Annotated in this window: 21 protein-coding genes; 12 read left to right on the forward strand and 9 right to left on the reverse strand. The window is 73.6% G+C overall.

Annotated elements, in window-relative coordinates:
• Positions 1-21: 21 nt before the first annotated feature.
• Positions 22-1,497 (forward strand): glycoside hydrolase family 43 protein, encoded by a 1,476-nt coding sequence (locus AQJ11_RS31520; RefSeq protein ID WP_079082483.1) that lies wholly within the window; start codon positions 22-24, stop codon positions 1,495-1,497.
• Between the two features lie 189 nt (positions 1,498-1,686).
• Here the strand turns inward: AQJ11_RS31520 and AQJ11_RS31525 are convergent, their stop codons facing one another.
• Together AQJ11_RS31525 and AQJ11_RS31530 are read right to left on the reverse strand one after the other, a co-directional pair.
• Complete coding sequence (locus AQJ11_RS31525) at positions 1,687-1,893, reverse strand: DUF5999 family protein (protein ID WP_041665012.1); 207 nt, start codon at positions 1,891-1,893, stop codon at positions 1,687-1,689.
• Positions 1,894-2,179: 286 nt separating this feature from the next.
• Entirely contained in the window at positions 2,180-2,764 is a 585-nt protein-coding gene (locus tag AQJ11_RS31530) for a hypothetical protein (RefSeq protein WP_014671399.1), read from the reverse strand.
• Positions 2,765-3,334: 570 nt separating this feature from the next.
• Here AQJ11_RS31530 and AQJ11_RS31535 point away from each other — a divergent pair.
• Positions 3,335-4,852 carry a glutamate-cysteine ligase family protein gene (locus AQJ11_RS31535; protein WP_058079765.1) on the forward strand — a complete coding sequence of 506 codons (1,518 nt, stop codon included), beginning with the start codon at positions 3,335-3,337 and terminating at the stop codon, positions 4,850-4,852.
• Between the two features lie 208 nt (positions 4,853-5,060).
• Complete coding sequence (locus AQJ11_RS31540; protein WP_059265433.1) at positions 5,061-5,861, forward strand: CPBP family intramembrane glutamic endopeptidase; 801 nt, start codon at positions 5,061-5,063, stop codon at positions 5,859-5,861.
• A gap of 8 nt (positions 5,862-5,869) precedes the next feature.
• Here AQJ11_RS31540 and AQJ11_RS31545 read toward each other — a convergent pair whose 3' ends face one another.
• Positions 5,870-6,682 (reverse strand): PhzF family phenazine biosynthesis protein, encoded by an 813-nt coding sequence (locus AQJ11_RS31545; RefSeq protein ID WP_059265434.1) that lies wholly within the window; start codon positions 6,680-6,682, stop codon positions 5,870-5,872.
• Between the two features lie 187 nt (positions 6,683-6,869).
• Between AQJ11_RS31545 and AQJ11_RS46645 the strand changes: the two genes are divergently transcribed.
• Positions 6,870-7,505: a PadR family transcriptional regulator gene (locus tag AQJ11_RS46645; protein WP_079082495.1), complete on the forward strand. Its 636-nt coding sequence runs from the start codon at positions 6,870-6,872 to the stop codon at positions 7,503-7,505.
• A 64-nt stretch (positions 7,506-7,569) separates the two neighbouring features.
• Here AQJ11_RS46645 and AQJ11_RS31555 read toward each other — a convergent pair whose 3' ends face one another.
• Entirely contained in the window at positions 7,570-7,998 is a 429-nt protein-coding gene (locus tag AQJ11_RS31555; protein WP_059265435.1) for a type II toxin-antitoxin system Rv0910 family toxin, read from the reverse strand.
• 264 nt (positions 7,999-8,262) lie between these two features.
• Between AQJ11_RS31555 and AQJ11_RS31560 the strand changes: the two genes are divergently transcribed.
• From AQJ11_RS31560 to AQJ11_RS31570, 3 genes are all read left to right on the forward strand, one after another.
• The gene (locus AQJ11_RS31560) at positions 8,263-8,901 is read left to right on the forward strand and encodes a Clp protease N-terminal domain-containing protein (protein WP_244218431.1); all 639 of its coding nucleotides are present in this window, start codon (positions 8,263-8,265) and stop codon (positions 8,899-8,901) included.
• Positions 8,902-8,999: 98 nt separating this feature from the next.
• A complete protein-coding gene (locus tag AQJ11_RS31565) occupies positions 9,000-10,004 on the forward strand; it encodes an EamA family transporter (protein ID WP_059265436.1) in 1,005 nt (334 codons plus the stop codon).
• A 190-nt stretch (positions 10,005-10,194) separates the two neighbouring features.
• Positions 10,195-11,151 (forward strand): DMT family transporter, encoded by a 957-nt coding sequence (locus tag AQJ11_RS31570; protein ID WP_059265437.1) that lies wholly within the window; start codon positions 10,195-10,197, stop codon positions 11,149-11,151.
• A gap of 10 nt (positions 11,152-11,161) precedes the next feature.
• Here the strand turns inward: AQJ11_RS31570 and AQJ11_RS31575 are convergent, their stop codons facing one another.
• On the reverse strand, positions 11,162-11,842 hold the full coding sequence (locus tag AQJ11_RS31575; protein ID WP_014671390.1) for a pyridoxamine 5'-phosphate oxidase family protein: 681 nt from the start codon (positions 11,840-11,842) through the stop codon (positions 11,162-11,164).
• A 50-nt stretch (positions 11,843-11,892) separates the two neighbouring features.
• On the opposite strand from AQJ11_RS31575, the gene AQJ11_RS31580 reads away from it, so the two are divergent.
• On the forward strand, positions 11,893-13,224 hold the full coding sequence (locus tag AQJ11_RS31580) for an aminotransferase class I/II-fold pyridoxal phosphate-dependent enzyme (protein WP_107120910.1): 1,332 nt from the start codon (positions 11,893-11,895) through the stop codon (positions 13,222-13,224).
• Positions 13,225-13,276: 52 nt separating this feature from the next.
• On the opposite strand, the gene AQJ11_RS31585 is transcribed toward AQJ11_RS31580, so the two are convergent.
• Positions 13,277-14,218, reverse strand: a complete 942-nt coding sequence (locus tag AQJ11_RS31585) for a DMT family transporter (protein WP_175252088.1) — start codon at positions 14,216-14,218, stop codon at positions 13,277-13,279.
• Positions 14,219-14,292: 74 nt separating this feature from the next.
• On the opposite strand from AQJ11_RS31585, the gene AQJ11_RS31590 reads away from it, so the two are divergent.
• Positions 14,293-15,195: a LysR family transcriptional regulator gene (locus AQJ11_RS31590; protein WP_014671387.1), complete on the forward strand. Its 903-nt coding sequence runs from the start codon at positions 14,293-14,295 to the stop codon at positions 15,193-15,195.
• Positions 15,196-15,210: 15 nt separating this feature from the next.
• On the opposite strand, the gene AQJ11_RS31595 is transcribed toward AQJ11_RS31590, so the two are convergent.
• Complete coding sequence (locus AQJ11_RS31595) at positions 15,211-15,681, reverse strand: pyridoxamine 5'-phosphate oxidase family protein (protein WP_014671386.1); 471 nt, start codon at positions 15,679-15,681, stop codon at positions 15,211-15,213.
• Between the two features lie 98 nt (positions 15,682-15,779).
• Between AQJ11_RS31595 and AQJ11_RS31600 the strand changes: the two genes are divergently transcribed.
• On the forward strand, positions 15,780-16,424 hold the full coding sequence (locus AQJ11_RS31600) for a cysteine hydrolase family protein (RefSeq protein WP_059265438.1): 645 nt from the start codon (positions 15,780-15,782) through the stop codon (positions 16,422-16,424).
• A 6-nt stretch (positions 16,425-16,430) separates the two neighbouring features.
• Here AQJ11_RS31600 and AQJ11_RS31605 read toward each other — a convergent pair whose 3' ends face one another.
• Both AQJ11_RS31605 and AQJ11_RS31610 read right to left on the reverse strand, forming a co-directional pair.
• The gene (locus tag AQJ11_RS31605; RefSeq protein WP_059265439.1) at positions 16,431-16,889 is read right to left on the reverse strand and encodes a Rieske (2Fe-2S) protein; all 459 of its coding nucleotides are present in this window, start codon (positions 16,887-16,889) and stop codon (positions 16,431-16,433) included.
• A 183-nt stretch (positions 16,890-17,072) separates the two neighbouring features.
• Positions 17,073-17,636, reverse strand: a complete 564-nt coding sequence (locus AQJ11_RS31610) for a fasciclin domain-containing protein (RefSeq protein WP_244218432.1) — start codon at positions 17,634-17,636, stop codon at positions 17,073-17,075.
• 380 nt (positions 17,637-18,016) lie between these two features.
• Between AQJ11_RS31610 and AQJ11_RS31615 the strand changes: the two genes are divergently transcribed.
• Together AQJ11_RS31615 and AQJ11_RS31620 are read left to right on the forward strand one after the other, a co-directional pair.
• The gene (locus AQJ11_RS31615) at positions 18,017-18,574 is read left to right on the forward strand and encodes a hypothetical protein (RefSeq protein WP_059265441.1); all 558 of its coding nucleotides are present in this window, start codon (positions 18,017-18,019) and stop codon (positions 18,572-18,574) included.
• A gap of 144 nt (positions 18,575-18,718) precedes the next feature.
• Positions 18,719-21,397 (forward strand): winged helix-turn-helix domain-containing protein, encoded by a 2,679-nt coding sequence (locus tag AQJ11_RS31620; protein WP_244218433.1) that lies wholly within the window; start codon positions 18,719-18,721, stop codon positions 21,395-21,397.
• The last annotated feature ends 31 nt before the right edge of the window (positions 21,398-21,428 follow it).

Consider the following 21,428-nt stretch of genomic DNA (forward strand, 5'->3'; position numbering starts at 1 on the left):
CGAAACCTCCAGGGGGCGAGCATGCGAACGTACGACAATCCCGTCATCCCGGGTTTCCACCCCGACCCCAGCGTGTGCCGGGTCGGCGACGACTACTACTTGGTGTGTTCCAGCTTCGAGTACTTCCCCGGCGTTCCGCTGTTCCATAGCCGGGACCTGGTGCACTGGCGCCAGATCGGCAACGTGCTCGACCGGCCGGGGCAGTTGGACCTGCCCGAGGACCTCCCGGCGTCCGCCGGCATCTACGCGCCGACGATCCGGCACCACGACGGACTCTTCCACGTCGTCACCACCAGCGCCGGCGCCGGCGGCACCTTCCTCGTCACCGCGGAGCGCCCCGAGGGTCCCTGGTCCGACCCGGTGTGGATCGATCTGCCCGGCATCGACCCGGACCTGGCGTGGGACGAGGACGGTTCCTGCTGGGTCGCGATGGCGGGGGTCAGCGTGGCCCGGATCGACCCGCGCACGGGACGGGTGCTGGAGGGTCCGCTGCCGATGTGGTCCGGCACCGGCCTGCGCGACCCGGAGGCCCCGCACCTGTACCGGATCGGCGACTGGTGGTACCTGCTGCTCGCCGAGGGCGGCACCGCCCTGGGGCACGGGGTCTCCGTGGCGCGCGCCCGCTCGCCGCGCGGCCCCTGGGAGCCGGCTCCCGGCAACCCGCTGCTGTCCCACCGCGGCACCGGCCTGCCCATCCAGTGCACCGGACACGGCGACCTGGTCCAGGCGGCCGACGGCACCTGGTGGATGGTGCTGCTCGGCACCCGGCCCCGTGGCTGGTTCCCGGAGTTCCACGTCCTCGGCCGGGAGACGTTCCTGGTCCCGGTGGAGTGGGCCGACGGCTGGCCGCGGACGGGTCCGGTCCAGGAGCGGCATCCGGCGCCGGCCGCCTGGGCACCCGTCGAACAGCCGCCGGCGCGGGACGACTTCGCGGGCCCGGCGCTCGCACCGCACTGGATATCCCCGCGGCGCCGGCCCGAGGGCTGCTGGTCGCTGACCGAGCGGCCGGGCCATCTCACCCTGGCCGCCACCGGTGACAGCCTCGACCGGCCCGGGCACACCTTCGTCGGCCGCCGCCAGCAGCACCACGACTGCCGGGCGGCGGCGTCGCTGGAGCCCGGCGCCGCGCGGGCGGGGCTGTCGGTGCGCCTGGACGAGGCCCACCACTACGACCTGGAGGTGAGCGGGGGTACCGCGGCCGTGATCGCGCGGATCGGCCCGCTGCGGCAGCGCGTCGCCGAATATCCGGTGCCGGCGGGGCCGGTCACCCTGGCCGTCGAGATCCGCGCCACCCGGGACCCCGGGACGCAGCACGGCCCCGACACCCTCGTCTTCTCCGTCGCGACCGCCGAGGGAACCGTCCGGCTCGCCGAACTCGACGGCCGCTATCTGTCCACGGAGGTGGCCGCCGGGTTCACTGGCCGTGTCATCGGCATGTACGTCACCGAGGGCCGCGCGGCCTTCGACTGGTTCGAGTACGCGCCCGCCACGCCGTAAGCGAGACCTCGGCGCGCCGAGCGATGTCGAAAGTTTCGGAAGGGTGGGCGCGGGGCTGCCCGGCCCGCGCGCCCCGGACACGCGTCGGGGCCGGTGCGCGCGGGTCATGTGCGGCCGGCCCCTCGGGGCACTGTGCCCCTGTTCAGGTCAGGTCGGTGTGCGTGCCCGGATCGGGTCGCCCCGTCGCCCTCAGGCGGCGGTCATCACCTGCTCCGCACCGAGCGGGCGGTGCGGGGCGATGACGCGGCCGTCGGGCAGCAGCTCACCGGTGTCCTCGAAGAGCAGGACGCCGTTGCACAGCAGGCTCCACCCCTGCTCCGGGTGGTGCGCCACGAGGCGGGCGGACTCCCGGTCGGCGGATTCGGCCGGCGGGCACGGTGGTTGGTGCTGGCACATGGGCGGGATCTTTCGCTCTGTCGTGATCATGTCCGTCCCCCGTGGTGATGAGTCGTTGGGAAACCAGTGTTGTCCTCTGGGCGTCGTTCCGCAGGGATTTCACGGCACCGCTTCTCACAGGTTCAGGACGCGTCACCCGCGCGGACGGTTCAGTCCAACTGCACTGTCCCTTCGGGTGGTTCGCAGTGGCCGGATGGGACTAGTCCGGATGGCTCCGGGCGGCGGAGTGCTCGAAAGACAGTCGTACCCCGCTTCCCTCGCGGGAAGCGGGGTACGCGGGCGTCGGTCAGGCAGGCGAGCCGAGCAGCGGGAGAGGAGTCGCCCGATGGGTCAGCACCGGAAGCAACTCGGCGACCGGGAACGGACGGTGCGTCGGTATGCCGGGCGGTGCGGGCGCCAGCGGCACGAGCAGATCGGTGGCGGCGGGATGGCCCTCGCTGCCGTCGCCGGAGCAGTCGCCGTGCAGCCACAGGGTGAGCATGTACAGCCCGGGCACGGACAGCAGCCGCGCTTGATACGGCTGTTGCAGGGCCTCGGCCTGTTGCAGGGCGCGTTCGGTGGAGGCGACGTACGGGCCCTCGAAGAAGTGCGAGAAGGCCCAGCCGTCGGGAGTCAGCATGGTGTCGGCCGCGGCCACCGCGCTGTCACCGCACCGGATCAGGAAGCGCCAGCCGGCCAGCCGGGTCGCGGACAGGCCTTGCGCGGTGATCCGGTCCAGCACATGGACGGGCAGCGGGAGTTCCGGCGTCGCCGGACCCTGCGCGGCGCGCAGGGAGGGGGTGCGCGCCTCACGGACCGCGGTGGGGGAACCGAGGGCGGTGAGGACGGAGCGCAGGGCAGGCGCGGGGGCAGGGGGCACGTGCAGCGGCATGTGGGTCGCCTCTCATTCGACAGGCGCGGCGGCGCGAGGAGGGTGGGGCGGACGGCGCTGTCAGCTCACGGAAGGCCGGAGAGGTGGGGGCCCAGGTCGGTGTGAAAGAGAGTGCGGCTCGGTCTGCCGCCCGTCAACGGGGACGGCAGGAACACCGCGGAAAACCAGGACCGAGGGCGCCAACCTTCTGCCTTGTGGAGGAAGTTTATACGACGTGTGTTCGGTCGGTGTTTCGGCTATCCGATTCCGGTCGGACCGGCAAGGCGGAATTAGGCCGTCGATTTACGGAAATCATCCCGATTTCCGGACCGGGCCCCCGTCGCTGACCTCGCCCTACGCACCGGTAACGGTCGGCCGAATGTCGTCGGCGTTTTTCACGAGGTGTGCGGGGCACCCGAAGGTGCGAGTGCGGCATGCCCCGTGAATGTGCCGCCGGGAACATTACGACAGACTAGCGGGCGGCGGGCCCGCGCGGGACGTTATCGATCGCTTCGGCTGGGCATCATCCCACCTGACCCGGGAGCCAGGCGGCCGGATCGTCGGCCCGCCCATCCGAGGAGGGACACTTCGATGGGGGAGAAGGTCGTGGCAGGGCAGTTCGACCTGTCCGATCGCCAGCGCTACCGTGAAAAGCTCCAGCAGTGCCTCACGGGACTGGAGCGGCTGCTGCGCGAGAAGCGATTCGACCGGCCCAAGAATCTCATGGGAGTCGAGATCGAGTTGAATCTCGCGGGGCCGGACGGTATGCCGAAAATGTTGAACGGGCAGGTACTGGAGCGCATCGCGAGCCGCGATTTCCAAACAGAACTCGCCATGTTCAACCTGGAAGTCAACATAGCCCCACACCGACTGGGCGGCCGGGTTTTCGACCGGCTCGCCGAGGAACTGCGCACGTCGCTCGCCTATGCCGACCGGAAGGCCGGCGAGGTGGACGCGGGCATCGTGATGATCGGCATCCTGCCCACCCTCGACCGGGACGACCTGGTCTCCTCCAACCTCTCCGAGGTCGACCGCTACACACTCCTCAACGACCAGATCGTCGCCGCGCGCGGAGAGGACTTCCGGCTCGACATCGAGGGCGTGGAGCACCTCGTGTGCACCTCGAAGTCGATCGTGCCCGAGGCCGCGTGCACCTCCCTGCAACTGCACCTGCAAGTCACCCCGGGCCGGTTCGCCGACGTGTGGAACGCGGCCCAGGCGGCCTCCGCCGCGCAGATCGCCGTCGGCGCGAACTCACCGTTCCTCTTCGGGCACGAGCTGTGGCGCGAGTCCCGGCCCCCGCTGTTCCAGCAGTCCACCGACACCCGGCCGCCCGAGCTCCAGGCACAGGGCGTACGGCCGCGCACCTGGTTCGGCGAGCGGTGGATCACCTCCGCGTACGACCTGTTCGAGGAGAACCTGCGCTACTTCCCGGCCCTGCTGCCGATCTGCGACGACGAGGAGCCGCTGGAGGTCGTCGAGGCCGGCGGGGTGCCCAAACTCGCCGAACTCGTGCTGCACAACGGCACGATCTACCGCTGGAACCGGCCGGTGTACGGCATCGCGGACGGCGTCCCGCACCTCAGGGTGGAGAACCGGGTGCTGCCGGCCGGGCCCACCATCACGGACGTGATCGCCAACGCGGCCTTCTACTACGGCCTCGTCCGCGCCCTCGCCGAGGAGTCCCGGCCGGTGTGGACGCGGCTGCCGTTCGCCGCGGCCGAGGCGAACTTCGACGCGGCGTGCCGGTACGGCATCGACGCGCGCTTCGTGTGGCCCCGACGGGGGCGGTACGGCGGCACGGGCGAGGTCGACGCGGTCACGCTGGTCCGCGACGAGCTGCTGCCGCTGGCCTCGGCCGGACTGGACGCGTGGGGTGTGGAGGCCGCCGACCGGGATCTCTACCTGGGCGTGATCGAGGAACGCTGCCGGCGCCGCGTCAACGGGGCGTCCTGGCAGGCGGCCACCTTCCACCGGGCGCTGGAGCAGGGGCTGTCCCGGCAGGCGGCCCTGGCGGCGACGACGCGGAGGTACGCCGAGCTGATGCACGTCGGGGAGCCGGTGCACACGTGGCCGGTGGGGCTGCCGGAGCCGGTACCGCTGGGCTGAGCACCGGGCTCCGCCGGGCTGTCGCAAGGCCACGGCGGAAGGGGATCGTAAGGCCACGCCGGGAGGGGGGCGTAAGGCTACGGCGGGCTGTCGTAAGGCCACGAGAGGGCCCTGCCCTCCGGGGCATGCCGCGCCCTCCACAGCTCCTTCTGCGATCCTTGCCAGGCGAAAGGTGGGCCAGGGGCCCGTGAGCCGGCTGGAGGCAGGGGTGCAGGTGGAGGCTGACTCGGTGGCCGATTCCGCGGCGCGGGAGCGCGACCCGCGACGGATGCTGCGGGACGAGACGCTGCTCGTGCTGGCGCTCTCGCTCGGGGCGAGCGGGGTGTCCGCGCTGATCAGCTTCATCGGCTCGGTCACCAAGCCGGGCGGGCTGAAGGACCAGGCGGCCACCCTCAACGCCTCCGCCGCACCGGGCCGCCCCTGGCTGGACCTGGCCTGGCAGCTCTTCGGCATCGCCACCGCACTGGTCCCCGTGGCGCTCGTCGCCCACCTGCTGCTGCGCGAGGGCGCGGGCCTGCGCACCCTCGGCTTCGACCGCACCCGTCCCTGGCCCGACCTCGCCCGCGGTGCCGGCATCGCGGCCGTGATCGGCAGCACCGGCATCGCCTTCTACCTCGCCGCCCGCGGACTCGGCTTCAACCTCACCGTCGTACCCGAGGCACTCCCGGACGTGTGGTGGAAGTACCCGGTGCTGATCCTCTCCGCGGTGCAGAACGCGATCCTCGAAGAGGTCATCGTCGTCGGCTACCTGCTGCGCAGGCTGGGGCAGTTGGGCTGGACCCCGGGGGCCGCGCTGGCGGCCAGCGCGGTCCTGCGGGGCTCGTACCACCTCTACCAGGGCGTCGGCGGCTTCCTCGGCAACATGGTCATGGGCGTGGTGTTCGTCTGGCTCTACCGCCGCTGGGGCCGGGTCGGGCCGCTGGTCGTCGCGCACTCCCTGCTCGACATCGGCGCGTTCGTCGGCTACGCCCTCCTCGCGGGCAAGGTGGGCTGGCTGCCGACCGCCTGAGCGAGCCCTCAGGCGCACAGTTCGCCGTCGAGGACCGTCACCGCGAAGCCGGTGAGCAGGGTGCGCTCGCCCCGCAGGCCGGTGCGGACCAGCCCGGTGCGGCGGGAGGCCTGGAGCCCGGTGAGGTCGTCGCGGCCGAGGCGGGCGGACCAGTGCGGGGCGAGCGCGGTGTGGGCGCTGCCGGTCACCGGGTCCTCGTCGATGCCGACGTTCGGGAAGAAGCAACGGGAGACGAAGTCGTGGCCACGTGAGGGCTCGTCGGCGCGGGCGGTGGCGATGACGCCGCGTGAGGAGTAGGCGCCCAGGGCCCGGTGGTCGGGGGAGAGGCCGAGCACGGTCTTCTCGTCGGCGAGTTCCACCAGCAGGTCGCCGACGTTCGGCCCGGTGTCGAACGCGGCGACCGGCCGCGCCCCGAGCGCCTCGGCGACCCCGGCCGGGATCTCGACCGGGGTGAGCGGGGCGGTCGGGAAGTCCAGGGTGACCGAGCCGTCCGCGCCGGGTGTGGCGATCAGCACGCCGCTGCGGGTGGCGAACCGCACCGGGCCCTCGTGGGCGCCGGTGGTGTGCAGGACGTGGGCCGTGGCGAGGGTGGCGTGGCCGCACATCGCGACCTCGGTGACGGGCGTGAACCAGCGCAGCGCCCAGTCCGCCTCGCCGCCCTCGGGCAACCGGTGCGCGAACGCCGTCTCGGCGTGGTTGACCTCCATGGCGACGTTCTGGAGCCAGTCGTCGTCCGGGAAGACGTCGTCCAGGAGCAGGACTCCGGCCGGGTTGCCGGCGAAGGGGCGGTCGGTGAAGGCGTCGACGATTCGGATGCGCATGGCCCGACGCTAGCGGTTGCTTCGGCCCTCGGGCCAAGGCCAATCACGGGATGCCGGACTGATTCCCGGCCCGGTCGGCCGCATGGGAAGGGGATTGTCAGGCGATCGGTTCCGATATATCGTTGAGGCATCGCGAACGATAAGCGATGCAGACGCGACAGATCAACGATGGAATGGAGTGATCGCGATGCGCACCCACGGTTTCGAGCGTGGACACCGGCACGAGGGCCCTGGCCGACGGGGTAGGGGCGGTTTCGGTGGGTTCGACGGGCGCCGGGCCGCCTTCGGGCCCTTCGGTCCGGGCGGTCCGGACTTCGGCCCCGGTGGACCCGGATTCGGACCGGGCCCCTGGGGGCCGCGCGGACGGGGCGGCCCGCGAGGGCGGGCGCGGCGCGGTGACGTACGCGCCTCGATCCTGGCCCTGCTCAAGGACCGGCCCATGCACGGCTACGAGATGATCCAGGAGATCGCCGAACGCAGCGGCGGCGCCTGGAAGCCCAGCCCCGGTTCGGTCTACCCGACCCTCCAGCTGCTGGAGGACGAGGGCCTGATCGCCAGCGAGAGCGAGGGCGGCAAGAAGCTGTTCGCCCTGACCGAGAGCGGACGCGCCGCCGCCGACGAGGGGCCGGACGCCCCCTGGGAGGAGGCTTCGCGCGGGGTCGACTGGGAGGCGCTCACCGAGATCCGCCAGGCCGGCTTCGGGCTGATGGAGGCCTTCGGTCAGGTGTGGAAGACCGGCAGCAAGGAGCAGCGCGAGAAGGCGCTCGCCGTCATCAACGACGCCCGCAAGAAGCTGTACCTGATCCTCGCCGACGAGGACTGAGCCTCCTGGACGAGGGCCGTGGCGCCCCGCGCCGTCCGCGCGGGGCGCCTTCGCCTGTCCCGGCTCAGGCCGCCGGGCCGTCCAGCTTGCGCAGCGACTCGTTCAGGGCGGCCGTCGCCGAGTCCTTGAGCTTGCCCGCCATCAGCGACACCGCGGCCCCGGTGAACTCCCCGTCGATCCGGAGTGTCGTGGCGTCCCCGTCCGGGGTCAGCGTGTAGCGGGTGGCGACGGTCACCGCCATCGGGCCCTGGCCGCGGATGGCGAACACCCGGGCCGGTTCCAGCGCCTCGATGGTCCAGTCGACCTCCGCCGGAAAGCCCATCGGCTTCATGTCCTCCTGGAACGTGCCGCCCACGGCCAGGGTCTTCAGGCCGCCTCGCGGGAAGCCGGTGTGGGTCGCGTTCCACGCCCCGTACGAGGGCCGGTCGGTGAGCTGGGCCCACACCTTCTCGGCCGGCGCCTGGATGCGTGCCTCGGCGCTGACTTCGGCCATGCGACCACCCCTTCGGATCGGGCGTATCGGGCTACGGTGTCGCGGAACGTAGCCGCGGTGGCGCGAACATTCGATACTGATGAACCGTCAGGACCGTTGCGGGGGCGTGCCGTCCGTGCGCGGGATCGGTCCGATCTCCTCCGTACCGGTCTGATCTCCTCCGTAAGGATGAGATCCGGCTCGGTGATGTCCACTCCGCGTGGGACGCGAAAATGGTTCCCCTCGTGGATGTCCCGTCCCGTTGCGGCTGATGAGGTAGGGGATGTGCAACCCCGTACAGCCCACCGGACCGCCGATGACGGAGCGGTTCCGCACCCGGACGGCGCTGCCGGGCTCGGTGCCGAGCTCGCGGCGGTGGTCTCCGCTGCCCGCCGCAGGGCCGTCCGGGACAGGGACCGGCACACCGACACCGCCCATCTGCTGCACGCCCTGCTGGAACACGATCCCGAGGCCCGCGCCGCCGTCGGGGGCCCGCAACGGCTCGCCCGGGTCCTCGGCTACCTGGTGCAGCGCAGCATCGGCTATGGACTGCGCTGGCAGAGCAGGGTGGAGGACTCCGGCGCCATGCCCCTCGTCCCCGCGCCGGCCGGCCCCGCCGACGCCGCGAGTGGGCCTGCCGACCCCATGGGTCCCGCCGGTCCCGGTGTTCTCGGGGGTCCGGGCAAGCACGCCGAGGGCTGGTCCCCCGCCGCGTCCGCCGCGCTCGCGGACGCCCGCGCGCGTGCCCGGCGGCGGGGCGCGCCCCGCGTCGGCGGCACGGACCTGCTCGCGGCGCTCGCCGCGGACCCGCGGTCCCGGGCGGTCGAGGTCCTCGAACGCGCCGGCGTCCCCGCCCGCGAACTGTCCGCGCGGATCGAGGCGGTGGCGGACGTGTACGCCGACGACGGCGGGGCGGCCCGCTGAGCCCCCGGCCCTTCCTCCGGGGCCCTTCCTCCGGCCGCCGTCCATCAGCTGAGACAGGTGTCATCTGGGGTGACGCTCCTGTCGTCGCCTGTCATCATGTGCCGGTGCGTACGTCTGTGAGCAGTCAGGACAGCCCCGGCAAGGGAGCCGGGCTCGGTCTCGCGCTCGGCTCGGCGCTGGCCTTCGGCGGGTCCGGAGTGGCCGCCAAGCCGCTGATCGAGGCGGGGCTCGACCCCCTCCACGTGGTGTGGCTCCGGGTGGCGGGCGCCGCCCTGGTCATGCTGCCGGTCGCGATCCGGCACCGGGCGCTGCCGCGCCGCCGGCCCGCGCTGCTCGCCGGGTTCGGACTGCTCGCCGTCGCCGGTGTCCAGGCCTGCTACTTCGCCGCGCTCTCCCGCATACCGGTCGGCGTGGCCCTGCTCGTCGAGTACCTGGCCCCCGCCCTGGTGCTCGGCTGGGTGCGGTTCGTGCAGCGGCGGCCCGTCAGCCGCGCCGCCGCGCTCGGTGTCGTCCTCGCCGCAGGGGGCCTCGCCTGCGTGGTCGAGGTCTGGTCCGGCTTGAGCTTCGACGCGCTGGGCCTGGTGCTGGCGCTCGGCGCCGCCTGCTGCCAGGTCGGTTACTTCGTGCTGTCCGACCAGGGCAGCGACGCGGGTGAGGCGGCGCCGGACCCGCTCGGTGTCATCGCCTACGGGCTGCTCGTCGGCGCCGCCGTGCTGACCGCGGTGGCCCGCCCCTGGAGCATCGACTGGCCGGTGCTGGCCGGCTCCGCCCGACTGAACGGCACCGCCGTACCGGCGGTCGCCCTGCTCGCGTGGATCGTGCTGGTCGCCACGGTGATCGCGTACGTCACCGGGGTGCTGTCCGTGCGCCGGCTGTCGCCGCAGGTCGCCGGGGTCGTCGCCTGTCTGGAGGCGGTCATCGCCACCGTGCTGGCCTGGGTGCTGCTCGGCGAGCACCTGTCCGCGCCGCAGGTCGCCGGGGGCGCGGTGGTCCTGGTGGGCGCGTTCATCGCGCAGTCCGCCACCCCGGCCGAGGGCTCCTCCACGCCGGTCGCCTCGGGCGGCGCGGAAAGGGAGTTGTCCGCGCGGGGTACGGCCGCCTAGGCTCCGGATCATGTCGCGCCGCGCGCTCGTCCTTTCGCCCCTGGCCGCCTGAGGCGGGCCCCCGGGTCCCGCCCGGCGCGTGCGCGCCGGGCCGGACGGTGCTGCCCGCAGACGAAGTCCGCGCGCCCCGCCCGAGCGGGACGCTCCCGTACTTCCGCACGTCCACGTGCGCTTCTGCGGAGAGATTCCCTTGTCGACCTTCTCGCACCCCGCTCCAGGCCTGCCCGTCGGGCGTGGCCTGCTCTACCTGATCGTCACCGGTGCCGCCTGGGGCACCGCGGGCGCCGCCGCCTCGCTGGTCTACCGCACCAGCGACATGGGGGCCTTCGCCCTCTCCTTCTGGCGCTGCGCGCTGGGGCTCGCCCTCCTGTCGGCCGGCCGGCTGCTGCGGCCGCGCGTCCGCCGTCCGGCCCCGGCCCGGCCCCCGCGCCGCACGCTCACGAGGGCGCTGGCCACCGGGCTCGGCCTGGCCGTCTTCCAGACCGCGTACTTCGCGGCCGTGGCGTCGACCGGGCTGGCCGTGGCCACCGTCGTGACCCTCGGCGCGGGTCCCGTGCTCATCGCGCTCGGCGCCCGACTGCTGCTCGGGGAACGGCTCGGCGCCGGTGGTGCCGCGGCGGTCGCCGGCGCGCTCGCCGGGCTGGCCGTGCTCACCTTCGGCGGCTCGGCGGCGACCGTACGGCCGGCCGGGGTGCTGCTGGCCCTGGCCTCGGCGGCGGGCTACGGCGCGATGACCCTGCTCACCCGCTGGTGGGGGAGGGGCGGGGGCACCGACGCCGCCGGCACCACGGTGGGCGCCTTCGCCGTGACCAGCCTGTGCCTGCTGCCGTTCGCGGCGGGGGAAGGGCTGCTCCCGCACACCGCCCACCCGGCCCGGCTGCTGTGGCTGCTGCTGTACATCGCCGCCGTACCCACGGCCCTCGCGTACGCGTTCTACTTCGCCGGAGCCGCCGTCGTCCGGTCCGCGACCGTCTCCGTGATCATGCTGCTGGAGCCGGTGACCGCGGCCGTGCTCGCCGTCGTCCTGCTCGGCGAGCGGCTCACGGCGGCCACGGCGGCCGGCACCCTGCTGATGCTCGGCGCGGTCGCGGGCCTGGCGGTGGGCGAGGTCCGCGGGGCCGGCCGGCGGGAACCCGCCCCGGTGTGAGCCTCGGCCGCTACCGCGCCGCCAGGTAGTCCGGCAGCTCGACGCCGGGCGCCAGGTCGGCGTTGCGGACCGGTGTGTCGTAGCCCTTGCGGAGCGGGACGACCCCGGCCCAGTGCGGCAGGTCCATGTCCTCGGGCTCGTCGTTGGCGTCGCCGGTGCGGACCTTGGCGGAGACCTCCTCCAGGTCCAGGCGGATGACCGCGGTGGCGGCCAGCTCCTTCTTGTTCCCGGGCCGGGAGTCGGCGGCCCGGCCCGGGACGACGTGGTCGACCAGCGCGTCCAGGGCCAGCCGCCGCTCCTCGGGGTCGGTGACCTCGTACGCGGTGCCGTGCACCACGACCGAGCGGTAGTTGATCGTGTGGTGGAAGGCGGAGCGGGCCAGCACGAGCCCGTCGACGTGGGTGACCGTCAGGCACACCGGCAGACCCGGGTCGGCCTGGCCGGTCATCCGCAGCGGCCGGGAGCCGGTCGAGCCGTGCACGTAGAGCCGCTCGCCGACCCGGCCGTACAGCGTCGGCAGCACCACCGGGGCGCCGTCCCGGACGAAGCCGAGGTGGCAGACGTACCCCTCGTCCAGGATCGCGTGGACGAGCTCCTTGTCGTAGGACGCCCGCTCGGCGGAGCGCGTGGGCACGGTCCGGTCGGTCGGCGTGTAGGCGGCGGTCCGTGTGTCCTCGGTCGTGCCCTGCATGGCGTCCCCTCCAGTGGCGGCGAGTTTTGCACTAGTGCATAATGCTGTTTGTGCTAGGAGAATATCGGATCACCGGGCGCGGCGCAGCCGAGATCGCGGCCGGCGTCGAGCAGGCGGTCGGCACCGGCGAGCTGCGACCGGGCGAGGCCCTGCCCCCCATGCGGGAGCTGGCGGCCCGGCTCGGAGTGAACGCGAACACGGTCGCCGCCGCCTACCGCATCCTGCGCGAACGTGGGGTGATCGAGACGGCCGGCCGCCGGGGCAGCCGTATCCGCCCCAAGCCGGCCACCACCGGCCGCGAGCAGCTGCGCGTGGAGGTGCCCCCCGGAGGCCGGGACCTGTCCACGGGCAATCCCGACCCGGCCCTGCTGCCCCTCCTGGCCCCGGCCCTCGCCGCGGCGGCGGAGCAGGGCGACCGCGTGCCCGTCCGCTACGGCGACGACCCCGTGGACGCGGAACTCGCCCGCCTCGCCCGCGCCGAACTCGACGCCGACGGCGTCCCGGCGGGCCCGCTGACCGTGACCTCCGGCTCCCTCGACGCCGTCGAACGCGTGCTCGCCGCGCACCTCAGGCCCGGCGACACGGTCGCCGTCGAGGACCCCGGCTGGGGCAGCCTCCTCGACCTCGTCCCCGCCCTGGGTCTGCACACGGCCCCGGTCGGCGTGGACGACGACGGACCGCGCGCCGACGACCTGCGCCGCGCCCTGGAGTCCGGGGCCCGCGCCCTGATCGTCACCGACCGGGCCCAGAACCCGACCGGCGCCTCGGTCACCGCCACGCGCGCGCGTGCCCTGCGCGCGGTGCTGCGGGACCACCCGGGGACCCTGCTCGTCGAGGACGACCACGGCCACGGCATCGTCGACCTGCCGTTGCACCCTCTCGCGGGCGTCACCCGCCACTGGGCCTTCGTCCGCTCCGCCGCCAAGGCCTACGGCCCCGACCTGCGCCTCGCCGTCCTCACCGGGGACCCCGTCACCGTCGACCGGGTCCGCGGCCGTCAGCGCCTGGGCCCCGGCTGGGTGAGCCTCCTGCTGCAACGGGCCGTGGCCCACCTGTGGACCCACGGCGCGGTCGACCGGGCGGCGGTGGCGGAGGCGTACCGGGCCCGCAGGGCCGGCCTGGTCGACGCGCTGGCGGAGCGGGGCGTCGTCGCGCACGGCCGCAGCGGCATGAACGTCTGGGTCCCGGTCCCCGACGAGACGGGCGCCATCGCCCGCCTGCTCCACAGGGGCTGGGCGGTCGCCCCGGGCGCTCGCTTCCGCCTGGCCTCCCCGCAGGCGGTCCGCATCACGGTCTCACCGCTCGCCGAGGAGGACATCGCCCCGCTGGCCGACGCGGTGGCGGCGGCGGTGCGCCCGTCCCTGGCCCGCGCCTACGGCTGACGGTGACGGGGCGCGGGGCGCGGTGAGCCACCATGGACCCGCGCCCCGCCCCTCACGCGCCCTTGCCCCGCACCTGCGTGAGCGCGGCCCCCGCCAGTACGATCACCGCCCCGACCGGCGTGGTCCACCGCAGGGTCTCCCCGAGGATCGCCACCCCCGCGGCCGTGGCGATGACGGGGATGAAGTACGTGACCATCTGGGCGGTGGTGGGCCCGACCTCGGCGACCAGCCCGTACTGGATCAGCACCGCCAGCCCGGTCCCCAGCGCGCCCAGGGCGGCGACGGCCAGCAGCGGAACGACGGCGAAGTGCTCCGGGACGCTGGTGAACAACGGCGTCACGACGGCCAGCTGCACGGTCGCCAGCAGCAACTGGCCCCCGGTCATCGACAGATGGGAGTTCCCCGTGCCGGCCAGGGTCCGCCGCACGTAGATCCAGCCGACCGGGTAGCTCAGCGAGGCCAGCAGCGCCATCGCCGTACCCGTGGCGTCCAGCCCGTGGAAGCCCTGCCAGGCGCCGAGCACGGTGAGGACGCCCAGGAAGCCCAGGCCCAGCCCGGCGACGCGCACCCGGGTCGGCCGATCCTCGGACAGGGCGACCAGGGACAGGGCCATGCCCCACAGGGGGGACGTGGCGTTGCAGATGCCGGCCAGGGTGGACGGGATCGTCAGCTCGGAGTAGGCGAACAGGGAGAACGGCAGGGCGTTCAGCAGGAACGCGGCGACCGCCATGTGCCCCCACAGCCGGGCCCCGCGCGGCAGCCGCTCCCGCTTCACTGCCATCGCCGCCACCAGTACCGCCGTGCCGAACACCAGCCGCCCGAGGGTGACCTGGAAGGGCGCGTACCCCTCGGTCCCCACCTTGATCAACAGGAAGCTGAAGCCCCAGATCAGGGACAGGACGCCGAAGCGGAGCCGCCAGTCGAGGCGGGCGCGCGGCCGGGCGGGTGCGGGGGACTGGGACCGGGTTCGGGTCGATGCGGTGACCGTGCTCATGGTCTTCACGATGCGGGAGACCACCTCGTAGCACAATCGAGATTTCTCACCTGGTACCTCTTAGAATCGCTTACATGTTGAACCTGGAACGCCTGCGCACCCTCGACGCCCTGGCCCGGCACGGCTCGGTCAGCGCCGCCGCCGACGCGCTGCACGTCACCACCTCCGCGGTCTCGCAGCAGCTCGGCAAGCTGGAGCGGGAGGTCGGCCAGCAGCTCCTCGCCAAGAACGGCCGGGGCGTACGGCTCACGGACGCCGGCCGACTGCTGTCGGAGCACGCGGCGCGCATCCTGTCCCAGGTCGAGCTCGCCCAGTCCGACCTGGAGGCACAGCGCGGCCAGGTCGTCGGCGAACTGAGACTGTCGGCGTTCCCGACCGCCGCCCGCGGCCTGTTCCCCGCCGCGCTCGGCGCCCTGCGCACCGAGCACCCGGGACTGCGCGTGCGCTCCAGCGAGCTGGAGCCGGAAGCGGGCATCGCCGGGGTCGTACGCGGCGATCTCGACCTCGCGGTGGTCCTGGACTGGTACAACAAGCCGATGCCCGTGCCCGACGGCCTGGTCAAGGCGCCCCTGCTGGACGACCCGGCCGAGGTCGCCATGCCCGCGGCGCACCGGCTCGCGGACCGGGACGAGGTGGACCTCACCGAGTTCGCCGAGGACGAGTGGATCACCTGGGGCGAGGGCGAGTTCTGCCACGAGTGGCTGATGTTCACCCTGCGGTCCAAGGGCGTCGAGCCGATCGTCGGCCACCGCGCGGGGGAGACCCACACCCAGCTCGGGCTCGTCGCGGCCGGGCTGGGCGTGTGCATCGCACCGCTGCTGGGCCGGCACCCGGTGCCCGAGGGCGTGGTCCTGGTGCCCCTCAGGCAGCGCGTGCGCCGCCATGTGTACGTGGTCTGGCGGGCGGACGCCGACCGCAGGCCCTCCATCCGCGCGGCCGTCGAGGCGCTGCGGACGGCGGCCCGGAAGCTGGGCTGAGACCCGCGGTCCGGGCTACGCCCCGCCCAGCTTCCGGAAGTCCCACGACACGACCGTGTCCGGGGTCAGCCGGGCCCAGGCGTGCCGGCCGTCGTGCGGCATCTCGTCCAGACCGAAGTTCTTGCGCGCGAACAGCGTCTCGGCCGTGTCCAGTTCGGCGCACAGCTCGCCCCGCCGCGGCACCTCGCCGACGAACTCCACCCGGCCGGACAGCTCGACCCCGCGCAACTGGTCGTACTCCTCGCCGGAGTCCACCACGACGGCCACCCGGGGGTCCTGGCGCAGCTGCGCCCAGCGCCGGCTGCGCACCACCGAGTACAGCCACAGCGACGTGCCGTCCCAGGCGAACCACAGCGCGCTGACGTGCGGTGCGCCGTCGGCCGAGACGGTCGCGACCCGGCAGGTGCGCTGGGCGGTGAGGAACTCGTCCAGTTCCCCGGGCGTCATCATGATCTTCCGGCCCCGGCGCTGCTGTGTGACGGTCATGCGGCCCCCTCTTTCTCCCACGTCGTGTCGGAAAACTATGGTGATCCTCTGACATCACGTCAGAAAGGAGAAGCCGTCGTCTTCAAGGGGGCGCTGCCATGCCGTCGTACGACCGACTCGACGACCTCCTCGATCCCGCGAGCACCGTGCTGCTCACCGTGGAGTGCCAGCAGGGGGTCGTCGGCCCGGACAGCGCCCTGCCCGAACTCGCCCGCGTCGCACGCTCCTCCGGTGCCCTGCACAACGTGGCCCGGCTGGTCGCCGCCGCCCACGAGACCGGTGTGCAGGTGATCCACGCGGTCGCCGAACGCCGCCCCGACGGCCGGGGCGCGAACCGCAACGCGCGCCTGTTCCGGGCCGCCGAACGGCTTCCCGTGCAGCAGCTGACCGGCAGCACGGCGGTCCGCGTCGCGCCGCCGGTCGAGGTCGCCGAGCAGGACTTCGTGGTACGGCGGCTGCACGGGCTGTCGCCGATCCACGGCACCGAGGTCGACGCCCTGCTGCGCAACCTCGGCTGCCGCACGCTGATCGTCAGCGGGGTCTCGGCCAACGTGTCCGTGCCCAACGCGGTGTTCGACGCCGTCAACCTCGGCTACACCGCCGTCGTCCCGGCCGACGCCATCGCGGGGGTGCCCGCCGACTACACCCCCGCGCTGATCCGCAACACCCTCGCCCTGGTCGCCACGGTCGCGACCACCGACGAACTGCTCGGCTGCTTCGGGCGGGCGCGCGGACGGCGCTGAACCCGCTCAGGCCAGCGTGATCTCGTCGCCGGAGACGGTGATCTTCGCCGCGGGCAGCGGCTGCGTCGCGGGCCCCTTCTTCACACTGCCGTCCGTCACGGAGAACTCGCTGTTGTGGCACGGGCACACGATCACGCCGTTCGCCACGCTGCCCACCGCGCAGCCCTGGTGGGTGCACTTGGACGAGAACGCCTTGTAGGTGCCCGCCGACGGCTGGGTGACCACGACGCCCTGGTCCTTGAAGATCTTGCCGCCGCCCTCGGGGATGTCGGCGGTCCTGGCCAGCGCGGTGCCGCCGGCGCCGTCCTGCGCGGACCCGCCGGTTGCCGAGCCGGTGTCGGCGGTGCCGGACGAGTCGTCGCCCGAACCGCAGGCGGTCAGCGCGGCGGCGAGCCCCGCCGCTCCGGCCGCCGCCATGACGGTACGGCGGGCCGGTCCCGCTGCGGGGAGGGATGGGCTGGTCATCTGAGGGTGTCCTTCCGCGGAGCTTCTCGTGGTCCGTCAGGGGATACGGCCGGGAGAGGGCGGCCGTTCAGACGGGCGCCCGGATCCTTCCCGTCCGGTGACGACCGGAAGCCGCGCGAGGGGGCTCCCGCCCCCGGGCGGGCCCTTGGGGGGCGCACCGAGCCGGGGAGCGGGAGCCTTGGGTCAGGACGGGGGCTGGAGGACCGCGTCGATGACGTAGATGGTGGCGTTCGCGGCCTTGATGTTGCCGCAGACGATGTTCGCCTTGCCGTTGACCTTGAAGTGGCTGCCCGAGCCCGACGTCGTCAGCTTGCCGCCCTCCACCGTGGTGAAGGAGCCGTTGGAGAGTTGGTCCGGGGCGATCCGCTGGTCCACGACGTGGTAGGTCAGCACCTTCTTCAGCTGTCCCTCGTTCCTCAGCAGCGAGGCGAGCTGCGAGGCGGTCACCTTCTTGAACGCCTGGTCGTTGGGGGCGAAGACGGTGACGTCGGGCTTCCCGTCGAGGGCACCGCCCAGCCTGGCCCGGACCGTGGCCGCCACCAGCTGGCTGAGCTCCGGGTAGGCGGCTGCCGCCTCCACGACCTTGTCCCTGGCCGTGTCGGCCTTCTGCGAGAGCGACGAGCAGCCGGGACCGAACGTCCCCGACGGGCTGGGAGACGCGTCCTGTGCGTGGCTCTGCGACGTCAGACCTCCGAGTGCCAGCGGAACGGCGACCAGAGCCGCCCAGGTGGCCCTTGCTGTACGCATGCGGGTGAACCTCATCGCAACCTTCCTCCCGTGGAGGTGTGAGCACTGCGACGGTGTGGACCGCGGAAGTTCTCCGCTGGGCGGGGCGGGGCGACTGCTGCGCCAGGCCATGGGCCGTTCCACCCGGCCACTCAGCGAGCGTAACCAGCCGCCGCGGAGGACCGCATCTCGAAGCCCGGCCCCCGGCAGAGCCGCGTCGCCGGTCCGTTCGCGGGAACACGTCACCACGGCCGGGGACCCTGCCGGACGAACTGGGGTCCCCCACGGGGGCGTCGGACCCCTCGCCACTCGACCGACCGCGTGCCCGTCTGCGGGCACAACGGGTGACGCGTTCGGCGTGGACCGCCGTACCCGCCGCCGGGAGCCGTTCACTGACAGGTGTGATCAGGCTTGGTACGGCGCTCGTGGGCCTCGGCGGAGCCCTCGGCGGAGGCTTCCTCGGAGCGACGGCCCACTACGTGGTCAGGACGCTGGGACAGCGCCGCAGGGACGAGCGATCGGGACTTCAGGCCCAGCGGCAAGCCGTCCACCAGCAGTTCAGGCAGGTGTGCGCGGCAAGGGACTGGGTGGCTGGGCTACCGCAGTCCATCAGCGCGTCGGACTCGCCTGAGCACCGGCAGCGGACCAGGGCCGAAGCGGTCAGGCTCAGGGACGAGTGCCGCACCGTCTGGGACAGCGCCCGAGCGGACGTCGACAGCGGCGAGGTCCGCTCGGCCATGGCCGGTCTCGAACGGGAAGTCGCGACCGTCCTGGGCCAGGTGGCCAAGGGGAACCTCGCCCCGGACATGAACCGGCTTCAGCAGCGTCTGGACGAGCTGACGGCCGCCGCGAAGCACCGGCTGACGACCCGTCTCGGCGCACGGCCTTCCGAACTGACACGCCTTCGGAGGGGCGGCGAGGCCGACGGTCACCACGAGCCCCGGCGATCCGGAAGGTAAGCTGACATCACAGGGCGCCGTCCTCACTGTCCACCGGCGCTCGTCACAGCCGGCGTCGCCGGAGACATCCGGTCCCCGCTGTGCCCAGGGCAGTTCTGCCCTTCCTGCGTCGTCCACAGGGCGACGACCGAGGTGGTGAGGAGCATGGCCGAACCGGGCGGGAACGGACGGGCGCCGGCCACATCACATGCCGATCCCCGAGGGGACCCGTTCCTCCGCACGCAGTTCGCCGTACCGGCGCGTCCCGTGACGTTCCTGCGGCGCGACCGGCTGGCCGGGCACCTCGACGAGGCCCTGCTGACCCCGTTGACGGTGGTCCACGGAGCCGCGGGAGCGGGCAAGACCCTGCTGGCCGCCGACTGGGCCTCGACCCGGGACGAGCCCGTCGCCTGGCTCACCGCCCAGGTGGCGGACAAGGGAGGCGGCACCTTCTGGGCGTACCTCCTGGAGGCCCTGCGCCTGGCCGGCGTGACGACGTCCGCCGACGCCGGCCTCCCCGCCGAAGCGGGCCGCGCGGACGACAGGCTGCTCACGCGGCTCGCCGCCGAACTGAGCACCCGGAACACCCCGGTGATCCTGGTCGTCGACGAATACGACCGGGTGACCGACCCGGAGATCGCGGACCAGCTCGAATTCGTCCTCCGTCAGGCGGGCCACGGCATGCGCCTGGTTCTCGTCACGCGCACCGAGCCCCTCCTGCCGCTGCACCGCTACCGGGCGGCCGGCACCATCACGGAGATCAGGAACGCCGAGCTGGCCTTCACCCCGGGCGAAGCGGCCGCTCTCCTCGCGCTGCACGGCCTGCGTCTCCCGGCCGACGACGTGGGCGCGCTGGTGGAGCGCACCCGTGGCTGGGCAGCCGGGCTGCGCCTGTGCGCCCTGGCGGCACAGGGGGAGACGGATCCGCGGACGTTCCTCAAGGAGTTCGAGGCCGACCGCACCACGATCGCCGACTTCCTGCTGGCCGAGGTGCTCAAGCGGCAGACGGCCGGGACGCAGGACCTGCTGCTGCGGGTCAGCGTCCTCGAACGCTTCTGCCCCGATCTCGCCAACGCCCTCACCGGGCGCACCGACGCCGAACGGGTCCTGACCGCTCTGCACGGCCAGAACGCCTTCGTCGAGTACCTCGGGCACGCCTGGTTCCGGCTCCATCCGCTGTTCGGGGAGATCCTCCGCGCCCACCTCCGGGTGCGCTCCCCGGAACTGGAAGCCGAGCTCCATCGCCGCGCGGCACGCTGGCTGCGGCGCTCGGGGTCCCTCGGCGAAGCGCTCGGCCACGCGGCCGCGGCGGAGGACTGGGAGACCGCAGCCCGCGCCGTCATCGGCGACCTCGCCCTGGGGGAGGTCTTCACCGGCCTGCACTGCGACGATCTGTCCCGGCTGTTCTCCCGCATGGGGCCCGAGCCCGCCAGCGCGGCCACGGACCTCGTCCGCGCCGCCTGCGAGCTGTCCCGCTGCGAGGTCGCGCGCGGCTCTTCCCGTCTGCGGCGGGCGGCACAGGCCCTGGCGGCACAGGCCGGACCGGCGGACGGCGATCCGGCCGACCTGGCCGCGACCCGGCTGAGCTGCGCCTTCCTGGAGACTCTGGTGGCCCGCCTGACGGGTGCGCCGGCCCAGGCCGAGAGGGCGGCACAGTTGGCGGAACAGGTGCGGCGCGACGTCCCGGACGCGCTTCTTGAGGCGCACCCCGAGCTGATCGCCCTCCTGCTCACCCACCTCGGCTCGGCACGGCTGTGGGCGGGCCGTGTCCGGGACGCCCGAGCGGCCCTGACCACGGTGGTCGACTCCAGCGGGACGGGTGCGACGGAACAGGCACGCCGGGAGTGTCTGGGCCACCTGGCCCTGATCGACTATCTGAGGGGCTGGCCGGGCAGAGCCGAGCGCACGGCGTTGGCCACGGTCACCGCGGCGGACCGCGGCGGCCCGCCCCCGGCGCCCGGTCCCGGGCTGGCCTCGCTGGTCCTGGCCGCGGTGGCCGTCGAACGCGACGAGCTCGACCGGGCGCAGGCGCTCCTCGACGCCGCGGTGGACGCGCGGCACCCGCCGCCGGACCCGGTGACGCAAGCGGGGCGGGCCATCGTCACCGGGCGGATCCTGCTGGCCCGCGGCGACCCGCAGGCAGCGCTCGAAGCGGCGGACCGGGCCGTCGCGGCCGATGTGGCGTCCCCCTGGGCCGAGGCGCACACGGCGTCCGTGGCCGCCGCCGCTCACCTCGCCGAGGGCCGGCCGGAGATGGCCGTCAAGCTGTTGCAGGACGCGCCCGGCGACGAGCCGGTGTGCCTGGTGGGGGCCGCGCAGGCGGAACTGGCCGCGGGCAGGTTCGAGGCCGCGGCCGAACTGCTCGACAGAATGCGGCCACAGGGCGACCTCGGTCCCGCCATCACCGTACGGGCCGCACTGGTCAGGGCCCGGCTGGCAGGCGAGAACGGTGACCACGCCGCCCAGCGCGGGCTCGTCGCGCGGGCGCTCCGGGAGGCCCGCCGCGAGCGGCTGCGACGCCCCTTCGCGGAGGCCGGGCCGTGGCTGCGCACCCTGCCCTTGGGAGCACTGGCCGAGGGCCGGCTCCCCTGCGGACCCACGAGGCGCGGCTCTCCGGCGCGCACGGGGGAGCAACCGGCGCCGCCGGTGGTCGAGGAACTGAGCGGACGGGAACGCGACGTCCTGCGCCGGCTGGCGCAGATGATGTCCACGGAGGAGATCGCCGCCGACCTGTACGTCTCGGTGAACACGGTGAAGACCCATCTCAAGAGCGCCTACCGGAAGCTGGCCGTGAACCGGCGCCATGACGCGGTGCGCCGCGCGCGCGAACTGGGGCTCCTGTGACGGCAGGCTGCGCGAGCGGGCGGGCGGGACG

Origin of the sequence: Streptomyces corchorusii (assembly GCF_001514055.1) — a bacterium.
Classification (GTDB): Bacteria; Actinomycetota; Actinomycetes; order Streptomycetales; family Streptomycetaceae; genus Streptomyces; species Streptomyces olivaceoviridis.